The sequence below is a fragment of the Roseovarius sp. CH_XMU1461 genome, from assembly GCF_037027165.1.
In the GTDB taxonomy this organism is placed as follows: domain Bacteria; phylum Pseudomonadota; class Alphaproteobacteria; order Rhodobacterales; family Rhodobacteraceae; genus Roseovarius; species Roseovarius nubinhibens.
On record NZ_JAYMDV010000001.1, the window covers coordinates 988,099 to 1,000,752 of the forward strand.

The 12,654-nt window shown below is 64.5% G+C and carries 14 protein-coding genes; 10 read left to right on the top strand and 4 right to left on the bottom strand.

What is annotated here, in order from left to right:
• Positions 1–32 precede the first annotated feature (32 nt).
• Positions 33–1,532, bottom strand: a complete 1,500-nt coding sequence (locus WA237_RS04710) for a PAS-domain containing protein (RefSeq protein WP_336096850.1) — start codon at positions 1,530–1,532, stop codon at positions 33–35.
• A gap of 82 nt (positions 1,533–1,614) precedes the next feature.
• Complete coding sequence (gene regB, locus WA237_RS04715) at positions 1,615–3,006, bottom strand: sensor histidine kinase RegB (RefSeq protein WP_336096851.1); 1,392 nt, start codon at positions 3,004–3,006, stop codon at positions 1,615–1,617.
• A gap of 99 nt (positions 3,007–3,105) precedes the next feature.
• On the opposite strand from regB, the gene WA237_RS04720 reads away from it, so the two are divergent.
• Positions 3,106–3,729, top strand: coding sequence for an SCO family protein (locus WA237_RS04720; RefSeq protein WP_336096852.1), 624 nt, complete (start codon positions 3,106–3,108; stop codon positions 3,727–3,729).
• Between the two features lie 98 nt (positions 3,730–3,827).
• Entirely contained in the window at positions 3,828–4,379 is a 552-nt protein-coding gene (locus WA237_RS04725) for an ActR/PrrA/RegA family redox response regulator transcription factor (RefSeq protein WP_009813396.1), read from the top strand.
• A gap of 50 nt (positions 4,380–4,429) precedes the next feature.
• Here the strand turns inward: WA237_RS04725 and WA237_RS04730 are convergent, their stop codons facing one another.
• Both WA237_RS04730 and WA237_RS04735 read right to left on the bottom strand, forming a co-directional pair.
• Positions 4,430–4,978: a hypothetical protein gene (locus WA237_RS04730; protein ID WP_216015417.1), complete on the bottom strand. Its 549-nt coding sequence runs from the start codon at positions 4,976–4,978 to the stop codon at positions 4,430–4,432.
• A gap of 61 nt (positions 4,979–5,039) precedes the next feature.
• The gene (locus WA237_RS04735) at positions 5,040–5,636 is read right to left on the bottom strand and encodes an HD domain-containing protein (RefSeq protein ID WP_040618366.1); all 597 of its coding nucleotides are present in this window, start codon (positions 5,634–5,636) and stop codon (positions 5,040–5,042) included.
• Positions 5,637–5,860: 224 nt separating this feature from the next.
• On the opposite strand from WA237_RS04735, the gene WA237_RS04740 reads away from it, so the two are divergent.
• The 8 genes from WA237_RS04740 (at position 5,861) to WA237_RS04775 (ending at position 12,576) form a co-directional block, all read left to right on the top strand.
• Positions 5,861–6,169 (top strand): hypothetical protein, encoded by a 309-nt coding sequence (locus WA237_RS04740; RefSeq protein ID WP_009813399.1) that lies wholly within the window; start codon positions 5,861–5,863, stop codon positions 6,167–6,169.
• A 198-nt stretch (positions 6,170–6,367) separates the two neighbouring features.
• Positions 6,368–7,756 carry an adenosylhomocysteinase gene (ahcY, locus tag WA237_RS04745; protein ID WP_216015418.1) on the top strand — a complete coding sequence of 463 codons (1,389 nt, stop codon included), beginning with the start codon at positions 6,368–6,370 and terminating at the stop codon, positions 7,754–7,756.
• Between the two features lie 31 nt (positions 7,757–7,787).
• Entirely contained in the window at positions 7,788–8,228 is a 441-nt protein-coding gene (locus WA237_RS04750) for a DUF922 domain-containing protein (protein ID WP_336096853.1), read from the top strand.
• 141 nt (positions 8,229–8,369) lie between these two features.
• On the top strand, positions 8,370–8,711 hold the full coding sequence (locus tag WA237_RS04755) for a DUF2853 family protein (protein WP_009813402.1): 342 nt from the start codon (positions 8,370–8,372) through the stop codon (positions 8,709–8,711).
• Positions 8,712–8,832: 121 nt separating this feature from the next.
• On the top strand, positions 8,833–9,843 hold the full coding sequence (locus WA237_RS04760) for a D-cysteine desulfhydrase family protein (protein ID WP_336096854.1): 1,011 nt from the start codon (positions 8,833–8,835) through the stop codon (positions 9,841–9,843).
• Positions 9,840–10,550: a metallophosphoesterase gene (locus tag WA237_RS04765; RefSeq protein WP_336096855.1), complete on the top strand. Its 711-nt coding sequence runs from the start codon at positions 9,840–9,842 to the stop codon at positions 10,548–10,550. The genes WA237_RS04760 and WA237_RS04765 overlap by 4 nt, the downstream gene beginning before the upstream one ends.
• Positions 10,551–10,617: 67 nt before the next feature.
• Complete coding sequence (locus WA237_RS04770; protein WP_336096856.1) at positions 10,618–11,796, top strand: acetyl-CoA C-acyltransferase family protein; 1,179 nt, start codon at positions 10,618–10,620, stop codon at positions 11,794–11,796.
• 126 nt (positions 11,797–11,922) lie between these two features.
• Complete coding sequence (locus tag WA237_RS04775; protein WP_336096857.1) at positions 11,923–12,576, top strand: sugar transferase; 654 nt, start codon at positions 11,923–11,925, stop codon at positions 12,574–12,576.
• The last annotated feature ends 78 nt before the right edge of the window (positions 12,577–12,654 follow it).

Here is a 12,654-nt window from a genome sequence, read left to right on the forward strand (position 1 = left end):
TCAACCGCGAGATGCGGTCCGGGCGTGATGGATCAGGCCGAGAGCGCCAACGCGGTGCCGTCTTCGGGGCCGATGAGCACCATCCGTCCGCCATCTGGCAGACGCCGCACCCGCGCCGCCAATGGGCGGTCGTCAAGGATCGGGCCTTGGCCGAGGCTGCCACGGGTCTTGGTGGTGCGGATGAGCTTGTTCAGCTCTTTCCAGAATCGCGGGTGGGGCATTTCGGCCTGCCCGGATTTGAGCGCCTCGGTCAGCCGCAGATCGGTCAGGGCCCGGTCGGGGGCGATGCCCACCAGCTGCCGGAAGGCCGAGTTGCACAGGCTGATCCGGTCGTCGGGGCAGACGATCATCACCGCCTGATCGAGCGCCTCGATCATCGCGTCGCGGGTGCTCATCTCGGATTGATGGCGGCGCGATTGCTGCACATCGGCGCTGATGTCCTCGAAAAAGAACGCCACTGCGCCATCGGGATGGGGACGACCGGTGACCTTGTAGGTGACATTGGAGGGCAGCGACCAGGTCTCTTGGTAGAGCCCGTCTTCGGCGCTGCTCAGCATGTCGTCGATCTGCCGCCGCCAGTCGGTGTAGTCGCGCGGCTCGGGCATCACATGGCCGTCGCGGAGCCGGTCGAAAAACGCGTTGAGGCTTGGCTTGGTGGCCATGAATTCGGGCGGCAGCCGGGTGAGATCGGTGAGCGCCGGGTTGAACAGCACCAATTGCCGCCGCTGGTCGAACACGGCGAGCCCGACGGTGAGATAGGCGAAGGTCTTGGTCAGGGTCTGGATGAAATCGACGCGCGCCGCCTCGGCGGTGCGGACGCGGGTGGTTTCGATCGCGTAGCGGGCAAAGCCGTCGGGTTGGGCGATGGTGTGGATTTCAAAGCAATCCTCGCCCATGTTGAGCGGGTTGCGCAGGCTGACCTGATCGTTGCGCCGTTCGCCGGGGGCGGGCAGTGGCAGATCGCTCAGCGCTTCGAAGCGGCTGTCGCAGGCGGCGTTGCGCCAGAGAATCCGCCCGGTGAGATCGAGCCGCCATAGCGGATAGGGGCAATCGCGGGTCTGGGCGATATGGGTGAGCCCGGTGAGCATTTGCAGCCGCAATTCATGGCGCTGCGACGGGTCGGAGAGCCCGGCATCGCGGAGCCGGACGCGCAGCGTGTTGCTGTCCTCCGGGCCGGGTTCAAAGATCAGCCGGGCGGCGGGATCGTCGCGCGCGGCAATCTCGGAGGGTGCGTCGATCATCGAGGGGATGTCGGGGATCGCGGCGAAGCGGGGCAAGAGCCAGCGGCGAAACGCGGCCCAGTCGAAGGTTTCGGCGGACGGGGTCGGTGCGCTGCAGCGGTCGGTGTCGATCAGCGCCGAGCCCTTGAAGAGAAACACCGTCTCGTCGCTCGACCGGGGGGGCGCGCCGCGATCATGGCCAGCCAGCGCATGGGCCCGTTTGGGCAATTGCGCGACGAGATAGAGCACAAGGCAGACCGTGGCGGTCGCCGTGGCGGTGATGGTGATCCAAGTGAGATAGGTCAAAGTCATGGGCTGGCCGTTGCTAGGTCAAACTCGCCGCAGCCTCGCCAATCATAGTGAATAAGTCGTTAACACCCGGAGGTTGTGTGGCTCAGCGCGAGATCGGCTGATTTTCCCCAAGCGCGGCGCGGGCCTGATCCGGCTCGGCTTCGAGCCGGTCGCGCGGCCAGCTCACCTCGACAAAGGCGCCGGAGCGGGCCGATTTGCGATGCCCGGCGGCAAAGGAATCGACGCCATTGGCAAAGCTCAGATCCGCGCCGGAGCGTTCGAGCAACGTCTTGGCGATAAAGAGGCCGAGCCCCATGCCTTCATATTCCGGGCGCAGCCAGTCGGAGGGCATGGCGCGGCGACGCATGAACGGATCGCCGATCCGGCCCAGCATATGCGGCGGATAGCCCGGCCCGTTGTCCATGATCCGCAGGGTGATCCGGTCGGCGTCCCAGCGGCTCTCGACCCAGACGGTATCGGCGGCGAAATCCACCGCGTTCTGGATCAGGTTGCGCAGCCCGTGAATGATTTCGGAGCGGCGTTGCACCATCGGTTGTTGGCCGGTGGCGTCATTGGCGCGATGTTCCACGAGCACGGTCTTGCCACGGTTCATATGCGGCTCGGCCGCCTCTTCGACCAGTGCGCCAAGGGGCGTGTGCCGCAGATGCAGATCGTCCTTTCCAGCCCGGCCCATCGAGCGCAGGATGTCGCGGCAGCGGTCGGCCTGCTCGCGGATCAGGAGCGCGTCCTCGCGCGCGTCGCTGCCGTCGGGCAGATCGTCGGCCAATTCCGAGCTGGTGAGTTTGATCGTGGCCAAGGGCGTGCCGAGCTCATGCGCGGCGGCGGCGACCACGCCGCCCAGATCGGTGAGCTTTTGTTCGCGGGCGAGGGCCATTTGCGTGGCCTGTAGCGCGTCGGACATGGCGTGCATTTCCGACACGACCCAGCGCGAATAGACGCCGAGAAAGATCACCGCGATCACCAGCGCGAACCAAAAGCCCACGCGAAACAGCTCGGGCATGATGAGTTCAAACCCCTGCGCGGTTTGCAGCGGCACGTTGAACCACAAGAGCACGGTGACGATGGCGATGGCGGTGAGCCCGAGGAAGATCGTCGAGCGGGCCGAGAGCGACGAGGCCGAGACGATCACCGGCCCGACCACGAGGATCGAGAACGGGTTGTTGAGCCCGCCGGTCAGGTAGAGCATGAGCCCGAGCTGCACGAGGTCGAACATCACGAAGAGGAGGTTCTCGGGCTCGTTGAGCCGTTTGGTCGCCGGATAGACCAGCGAGACCGCGAGGTTCGAGATCACCGAGGCGCCGATCACCAGAAAGCAAAGCCCGACATCGAAGACGAGATCAAAGGCAAGATGGCCGATCACCAATGCGGCGATCTGTCCGGACACCGCCCACCAGCGCAGCAGAACCAATGTGCGCAGGCGAATCCAGTGGCCCAGGGTCTCTGGCCCGGTGGCGGCCGTCAGCAAGCTGTCCATCTGCGCACTTTTGTCCCGTTGCAACCCAGCGGTGATGGCTTAGATGTGCCACAGTCGAACGACATTGCCCAGACTTCCCTCTTGTCCACGGAGACAGACATGACCCGTTTCATAGCCGTGCTGGCCGCCTGCACCATCGCGATCGTGCTTGGGGTCACCTATTTTCTGACCAAGGGACGGGGCGGTGATCTGGCCTCTTGCGGGGCCTCGTCGGTGGCCGGCGGCGCCGATCAGATCGGCGGGCCCTTCACCCTCGTGGACGAGACCGGCACCGAGGTGACCAGCGCCGCGCTCTTGACCAAGCCGTCGCTGATCTATTTCGGCTATACGTTCTGCCCCGATGTCTGCCCTCTCGATGCGGCGCGCAATGCCGAGGCGGTGGATATGCTCGCCGAGCGCGGCATCGAGGTGCAGCCCATCTTTATCACCATCGACCCCAAGCGGGACACGCCCGAGGTGCTGGCGGAATATACCGATTTCCTGCATCCCAAGATGATCGGCCTGACCGGCAGCGAGGCCCAGGTCAAGGCGGCGAGCCAGGCCTACCGCACCTATTACAAGGCACAGCCCGCCGAGGTCGGTCAGGAGGATTTCTACCTCGTGGATCATTCGACATTCACTTACCTGACCCTGCCCGAGACCGGCTTTGTCGAGTTTTTCCGCCGCGAAGTGAGCGCCGAGGACATGGCGGAAAAGACCGCCTGTTTCATCGGTCAGAGCTAGAGACCGAGGCGCAGGATCAGCCCCCATCCGACCGGGTTTGACCGGGTCGGGCGGGCAGAGTAGCCTTTATCAACCGTATCCAGCAAAGGACGCAGGGCATGTCAGAGGAATTGGCGGAAATCGGCGAGGATCGCTCGCTCTTGCTGCTCGATGATGACGAGCCGTTCCTGCGACGTCTGGCCAAGGCGATGGAGAAGCGCGGCTTTGAGGTGGAGACCGCCGAGACGGTTGCCGCCGGCAAGGCTATCGCCACCGCCCGCCCGCCGGCCTATGCGGTCTGTGATCTGCGGCTCGGCGATGGCAATGGGCTCGACGTGGTGGAGGTGCTGCGCGAAAAGCGGCCCGATTGCCGGATCGTGGTGCTCACCGGCTATGGCGCGATTGCCACGGCGGTGGCGGCGGTCAAGATCGGCGCCACGGATTACCTGTCGAAACCCGCCGATGCGCGCGACATCACCAATGCGCTCTTGGCGACGGGGGATGAATTGCCGCCGCCGCCCGAGAACCCGATGAGCGCGGACCGGGTGCGCTGGGAGCATATCCAGCGGGTCTATGAGCTCTGCGACCGCAATGTGAGCGAGACGGCGCGGCGGCTCAACATGCATCGCCGCACCTTGCAGCGCATCCTCGCCAAACGCTCGCCCCGCTGAGGCGGGGGGTTTTGGGTATTTGACACCAGAAAGAGGCGCGGCCTCGTGTCCTATTGGGCGATAGAGCGCAGCAGATCGTCGAGCAGCCGGTCGAAGCGGCGGTTGGACCAGACGCGGGCACCGGGGGACGAGTAGATCAGCTTGACCAGGCAGCCATCGGCGACGCCGAGGGTGATATAGTCGTTCTGCTGCGTCCGCCCGTCATATTCCATATAGATGAAGGCCAGGCCGAAGAGCCCTTTGGTGGCCTTCTTGGGTCGGTCGAAAAAGACATCGCCATCGGTGACGTTGCGGCCTTGGGCGCGCAATTGGTAGATCTGGCTCGCCGAGACCGAAAGCTCGGTGGCGAGATCGTCGGTGGAGAATGTGCTGCGGCCGCGGTCATAGAGGAAGATCGAGGCGCGCTGGGCCTTGTGACGTGTGTATTGCAGCAGGTAGCCCGCGCCGCTTTCGAGCTTTTCCAGGTTCTCGCGTTTGGTCAAGGCGTGGCCGCCAAGCCTGTCGGGGGCGGATTTGAACAGGCTCTGGCAGCTGTTAATATTGGCATGGGCCATGGCGGCGCTGGCCAGCAGAGCCGCGATGGCGAGGAAGAGGCGCATGATCCGGGCTCCGATACGAGGCAGGTCAGGATAGGCCCGATGCGGCGCCGCGTCCACGGGGCTAGCCCATGGCGCGCTGCAATTCGCCGAAACGGGAGGTGTAGTCCTGACGGGCGGCGACCGGCGGGCGCAGGTGCAGTTCCAGCCCTTCGATCAGCTCGGGGCGGGGGCGGCCGAAGAACTTGTTGGCCTCGGCGGTGGTAAAGCCGGCGATCTGCGTCGCCTCCATCCAGGCGCTGATCCGGTCGGCGCGCTTGATCTGTTTCTTGACGCTGGCGGGAATCTGGGCGGGCAGGCCAAAGCGGATATGGATGGCGGCGGTGAGCCTCTGGTCGAGCTCTTCATAGCCCGGGCCGACCGCGTGTTTCACCGGCGAGATCATGTCGCCGATCACATATTCCGGCGCGTCATGCAACAGCGCCGCCATCTGCCAGCGCGGCGGCGCCGAGGGCGCGATGCGGCGAAAGAGCGTTTCGACCAAGAGCGAATGTTCGGCCACGGAATAGGCGAAATCGCCCAGCGTCTGCCCGTTCCAGCGCGCCACGAAGGCGAGCCCATGGGCGATGTCCTCGATCTCGATATCGACCGGGGTCGGGTCGAGCAGGTCGAGCCTGCGCCCTGACAGCATTCTTTGCCACGCTCTGAAGGCAGGTGCCATGCGGTTTCCTTTGCTGTGGCCCGCCCTTTTGGCGGGCTTGCCTTTTTTTGGCCACATTCTCGACGCAGCCTGTAACCCTGTCCCGGTCGCATGTTGCCAAGAGGGAGAGCCCGGATGCAACCGGGCCGCCCGAATTGTGATCAGGTCAGACAAACGAGGGGGGCGGTGACCCTTTCTCGTCATGCGCTCCTTTCAGAGGCAAAGCAGTATGAAAGGAAGACGCCATGTTCAAGAGAGTGTTGGGCGCAGCCCTGATCCTGGGTTTGGCCACGCCGGCGGCGGCGGCCACCTGTGGCAAGCGCGGTGATATGGTCACCTCGCTGGAAAAGAAATATCTCGAACAGCTTCAGGTTGGCGGATTGCAGGAGGTCGAGGGCGACAAATCGGTGGTCGAGCTCTGGACGTCGGAAGAGACCGGCACCTTTACCATTCTGATGACCCGCTCCAACGGGATCAGCTGTGTTCTGGCAGTGGGCACCGATGTGTTCTTTGCCAAGCCCGAGCCCGCCGCGGGCCGTGGCACGCCGAGCTGAGCGCGCAGGTCCGATGAGGCTGGCCCGATAAGGCTGACCCGTTAAGATTGGCCTGTTCACGCAGGATTGACCGCCCGATTGCGGGGCGGAAACCACAGCCATGCGGCCATATGGGCCGATCCGGTTGTCCCAGATTGCCAGCCCCGGCATGGGATGCTAGGGCCAAGGCAAGTTGGTTTAACCGGAATGGAGCAGAACATGGCCGGAGAGTATATCGTCAAGGACATCTCGCTTGCTGCCTTTGGGCGCAAGGAGCTGGATATCGCGGAAACCGAGATGCCGGGGCTGATGGCCCTGCGCGAGGAATATGGGACGGCCAAGCCGCTCAAGGGTGCGCGGATCACCGGCTCGCTGCATATGACGATCCAGACCGGCGTTCTGATCGAGACGCTGGTGGCGCTGGGCGCGGATGTGCGCTGGGCGTCGTGCAACATCTTCTCGACCCAGGACCATGCGGCGGCGGCGATTGCCGAGGCGGGCGTGCCGGTCTTTGCGATCAAGGGCCAGTCGCTCGAAGAGCATTGGGACTATGTCGACAAGTCGTTCCAGTTCCCCGAGGGCGCGAATATGATCCTCGACGATGGCGGCGATGCCACGCTCTATGTCCTGCTGGGCGCGCGGGCCGAGGCGGGCGAAGATATCATCCCCGTGCCGCAATCGGACGAAGAGGCGGTGATCAAGGCGCAGATCAAGAAGCGTATGGCGGAAACGCCGGGCTGGTTCACCAAGACCCGCGACGCGATTAAGGGCGTGTCGGAAGAAACCACCACCGGGGTGCACCGTCTCTATGAGCTGGTGAAACAGGGGCAGCTGCCCTTCCCGGCGATCAACGTCAATGACAGCGTGACCAAGTCGAAATTCGACAACAAATACGGCTGCAAGGAAAGCCTCGTCGACGGCATCCGTCGCGCCACCGATGTGATGATGGCGGGCAAGGTCGCCGTGGTCTGCGGCTATGGCGATGTGGGCAAAGGTTCGGCCGCGTCGCTGCGTGGCGCGGGTGCGCGCGTCAAGGTCACCGAGGTCGATCCGATCTGTGCGCTGCAGGCGGCGATGGACGGGTTCGAAGTGGTGGTTCTGGAAGACGTGGTCGACAGTGCCGACATCTTCATCACCACCACCGGCAACAAGGACGTCATCCGCATCGAGCATATGCGCGAGATGAAGGATATGGCGATCGTCGGCAACATCGGCCATTTCGACAATGAAATTCAGGTCGCCGCCCTCAAGAACCACAAATGGACCAACATCAAGGACCAGGTGGACATGATCGAGATGCCCTCGGGCGCGCGGATCATCCTGCTCAGCGAAGGGCGTCTTTTGAACCTCGGCAACGCCACCGGCCACCCGTCCTTTGTGATGTCGGCGAGCTTTACCAACCAGGTTCTGGCGCAGATCGAATTGTGGACCCGTGGCGAGGCTTATGACAACAATGTCTATATCTTGCCGAAACACCTCGATGAAAAGGTGGCGCGGCTTCACCTCGACCGGATCGGTGTCAAGCTGACCAAGCTTGGGGCGGATCAGGCCGCCTATATCGGAGTCGATGTCGATGGTCCCTTCAAGCCGGAGCATTATCGCTACTAAGCCCCTCCTTACCTGCGCCCTGGTCGGTCTCGTGCTGACCTGGGCGCAGCCCTCTGCGGCCAAGCCCCGGGTCGCGGTGACGGAAAAGGCCTATAGTGTCGATGCGGTGACCGCCGAGGGGATACTTCAACAGATGAAGGCACGCGGCCCGAACGGGCATTGGGCCTATACCGATTGGTATGTGAGATGGACCGGCAGCTGTCAGCTTTCGGTGGCGATCACCTATACCATGCCCAAGCATCGCAACGAGGCCAAGCTCGACCCGGCGCTGCGCAAACGCTGGCAGAGCATGGTCGCGGCGCTGCGCAAACATGAGCAGAAACACGGCCAGCACGGCATCAACGCGGCGCAGGAAATCGAGAAGGGCAAATGCGCCAATGGCGATGCTCTGATCAAGAAATGGGCCAATCAGGATAAGGTTCTCGACAAGCGGACCCAGCATGGCGCCCGCGAAGGCGTTGTCTTTCCCTGAACGCAGGCGCTCTGCCTCAAGGGGAGAAGCCGCCAAGATTTCCCTTTGAGGAGATAGGCTCCTTGGCTAGGGTAAGCCCAGCCAAACGGGGCTGGACGTTCATTAGACCGGCGCTGCTGCCGGACATTTGGGAGAAAATTCATGGGTAAACGGGACGAGTTGATCGCGCAATATGCGGACGATCTGCGCAATAAATGCGGCATGACGCCGGATATGGACCTGCTGACCAAGGTGACCATCGGCTGTGGCCCGGCGATCTACAATGCCGACGCATCGACCGTGGCCGCGTCGCAGGAGAGCGAGCTGGAAACCGTCAAGACCAATTTCCTCGTCAAGAAGCTGGGCCTCGCAGACAGCCCGGCCTTGATGGATGCGATCAATCAGGTGATCGAGACCTATGGTAAATCCGAGCGCAACAAGTATCGCGCTGTGGTTTACTATATGCTCACCAAACATTTCGGTAAGGAATCCGTCTACGGCTAAGCCAGACGACCAAAACCGGCCTGAAGACAGGTTTGACACCCGCCCAATGTGGCGGGTGTTTGCGTTTCGGGCTATTCGGGAGATACCCAAACCGATGCGACCCAACAGGAAAGAGAAGATCATGGACAGGTTCGACCGGCTGCTCGCCCCGTTTCCTCAGGCAGGGTTCATGCCCGCGCCGACCCCGCTTGAACGGCTCGACCGGCTGTCGAAGCTTTATGATCTCGATCTCTGGGTCAAGCGCGATGACCTGACGCGCATCGGCTTTGGCGGCAACAAGATCCGCCAGCTCGATTACTATTTCGGCGCGGCGCTGGCCGAGGGGGCGGATGTGGCGCTCATCACCGGGGCGGTGCAGTCGAACTATGTGCGCTCTGCCGCCGCCTGTGCCGCGCGGCTCGGCATGGGGGCGGTGGTGCAGCTCGAAGATCGGGTGCCGGGCAAGGGCGCGCTCTATCACAGCTCGGGCAATGTGTTGCTGGACAAGCTGCTCGGGGCGGAGATCCTGCATTACCCTGAGGGCGAGGATGAGGCGGGGGCCGATCGGGCGCTTCATGCCCGTGCCGAAGAGCTGCGGGCCGAGGGGCGCAAGCCATTTGTCATTCCGTTGGGCCTTGAGAACCCGCCCAAGGGGGCGCTGGGGTACATGCAATGCGGCCGCGAAATCCTGGCGCAAGATGCGGCGGGGTTTGACCATTATGTCGTGGCCTCTGGCAGCGGGGCGACCCATGCCGGGCTCTTGGCCGGGCTGCGGGTATGTGGGGCAAGCGCCCCGGTGCATGGCATTTGTGTGCGCCGCGACGCCGAGGCTCAGCGTGCCCGGATCGGGCGTCTCGCAGAGCTCTTGGCAGAGCTTCTGGGCGAGGCGGTCTTTGAGGCGTCGGATATCGACATCTGGGATGGGGCGCTTGCCCCCGGCTATGGCCGGATGGGCGAGACCACGCGCCGCGCGCTCGATCAGATGGCGCGGTATGAGGGGCTCTTCCTCGATCCGGTCTATACCGCCAAGAGCTTTGCCGGGGTCGAAGGGCTCTTGCAGGAGGGGGTGATCCAGCCGGGGGCGCGGGTCTGTTTCATCCATAGCGGCGGGCTGCCCGCGCTCTTTGCCTATGGCGAGGATCTGCTCGCATGATCTATGCGGTGGGCGATATTCACGGCCATCTCGACAAGCTCGACCAGGCGTTGGCTCTCATTGAGGCGGATGGCGGGGCGGAGGCGCCGGTGGTCTTTCTCGGCGATCTGGTGGATCGCGGCCCGGCCTCGTGTCAGGTGATCGATCGGCTGCTGGAGGGGCGCGCGGCGGGGCGCGACTGGACCGTGCTGCTTGGCAATCATGATCGGCTCTTCCTCGATTTTCTGGAGGAGGGCCGCATCTGGTCCGAGCATATCAAATCCGGGGTGAGCTGGCTCAACCCGCGGATGGGCGGGGCGGTGACCTTGGCCAGCTATGGTGTCGAGGCCAGCGAAGACGCGCCCGCGCTGGAGGCCGCCCGGGCGGCGGTGCCCGAGGCGCATCAGGAGTTTCTGCGGTCACTGCCGCGGCTGCACGAGGTCGGGGATCTGCTCTTTGTCCATGCCGGGATTGACCCGCGCAAACCGCTCGACTGGCAGGACCCGGTGGATCTCATCTGGATCCGCGACAGGTTTCTCAACTATCGCGACCCGCTGCCTTGGCTCGTGGTGCATGGCCATAGCGCGGTGGACTATCCAGAGCATTGCGGCAATCGCGTCAATCTCGACGGTGGGGCGGGGCATGGGCGCGATCTCATCCCGGCGGTGATCGAGGGGCGCGAGGTCTCGCTCTTGACCGATAGGGGGCGCGTGGCGCTGCGCCCGTGACGGCGCGTCGCGATGGACGCAGGGACCGGAGCGGCCTAGTGTCAGCGCAACGAGACAGGAGGATGACATGGAAGATATCGTGATCCTGGGCGCGGCCCGGACGGCAATCGGCACCTTTGGCGGAAGCCTGGCGGGCGTGGCCCCGGCGCAGCTTGGGGCGGTGGCCACCAAGGCGGCGCTGGCGCGGGCGGGGGTGGCCCCGGATCAGGTCGGCCATGTGGTGTTTGGCCATGTCATCAACACCGAACCGCGCGACATGTACTTGTCGCGGATCGCGGCGATGGAGGCGGGCATTCCCGACACGACACCGGCGATGAACGTCAACCGGCTTTGTGGTTCGGGGGCGCAGGCGGTGGTCTCGGCGGTGCAGAACCTGATGCTCGGCGATGCCGATTTCGCGGTGGCGGGCGGGGCGGAAAACATGAGCCGCTCGCCCTTTATCGTGCCCGATCAGCGCTGGGGCGCGAAGATGGGCGATGTGCGGGTGCTCGACATGATGCTCGGTGCGCTCAATTGTCCCTTTGGCACCGGCCATATGGGGGTCACGGCGGAAAATGTGGCCGCCGAACATGGGGTGAGCCGCGCCGATCAGGACGCCTTTGCCCTCGAGAGCCAACGCCGCGCCAAGGCGGCGATCGAGGCCGGGTATTTCGACGAACAGATCGTCCCGGTCGAGGTGCAGAAGCGTCGCGAAACCGTTGAATTCAAGGTGGATGAGCACCCGAAGCCGACCACTGAGGAAGCGCTCGCGGGGCTGCGGCCGGTGTTCCAGAAGGAGGGCAGCGTGACCGCCGGCAATGCCAGTGGCATCAATGATGGCGCGGCGGCGATTGTCCTGGCCCGGGCCGGCGCGGCAGAGGCGGCGGGGCTGGCCCCCAAGGCGCGGGTTCTGGGCTATGCCCATGCCGGTGTGCGCCCCGAGGTCATGGGCATCGGGCCGATCCCGGCGGTGGAAAACCTGCTGGCGAAAACCGGGCTGAGCGCCGGGGATTTCGACCTGGTGGAATCGAACGAAGCCTTCGCGGCGCAGGCGATTGCGGTGAACCGGGGGCTGGGGCTCGATCCGGCCAAGGTCAACCCCAATGGCGGGGCGATTGCGCTCGGTCATCCGGTGGGGGCGACGGGGGCGATCCTCGTGGTCAAGGCGCTCTATGAGCTGGAGCGGATCGGCGGCAAGCGGGCGCTGATCACCATGTGCATCGGCGGCGGGCAGGGCATTGCGCTGGCCATCGAACGGATGAGCTGAGCCCCGAAAACGGCGGGTCGGTATCGCGTCGGTAAAACGACGGTATCGCGACAGCGCCCGTTTTTGCGTTTTTTTAAGACCTGCGCCCTAGTCTGATCGCCAACGAGCGGTAGTGAGGGCTGGCACATGTATGTGGCATTGGGGCATGTCTGGATCGTCCGGTGGCGGGCGGTCGATGGCAAACGGGCGGTCGATCTCGGGCTGACGTTGCTGGCGCTGCCGTTGCTCTGTCCGCTCATCGCGGTGCTGGCGCTGGCAGTCTGGCTGGCGGATGGGCGCGCGCCCTTTCACTGGCAATGGCGGGTCGGGCGCGGCGGGCGGATGTTCCGGCTGTGGAAACTGCGCAGCATGGTGCCGGGGGCCGAAGAACGGCTCGGGCATGTGCTGGCCGGTGATCCGACGCTGGCAGCGGAATGGCGGCGGCAGGGCAAGCTGCGGCGCGATCCGCGGGTGACGCGGCTTGGCGGGGTGTTGCGGCGCTATGCGCTCGACGAGCTGCCGCAATTTTTCAACGTGCTGCGCGGTGAGATGAGCCTTGTTGGTCCGCGCCCGGTGACCGGGCCGGAATTCGAGGCGCGCTATCGCGATGCCGATGGCACGGCCTATGCGCGGCTGCGACCGGGGCTCACCGGGCTCTGGCAGGTCTATGGGCGCGGCCGGTGCAGCTATGCCGACCGGGTGGCGCTCGACCGCTACTATGCGCAGATGCGCGACATGCGGCTCGACCTGGTGATCCTGTGGCGCACCGTGGCGGTGGTGCTGCGCGGCGAGGGTTGGTAGGCGAATAGGCCGGGGGCGACGGACCGGTTTGAGCGCGAGTGGGGCTGGCCGAAGGCTGGGCCGATTGCGGAGGAAACC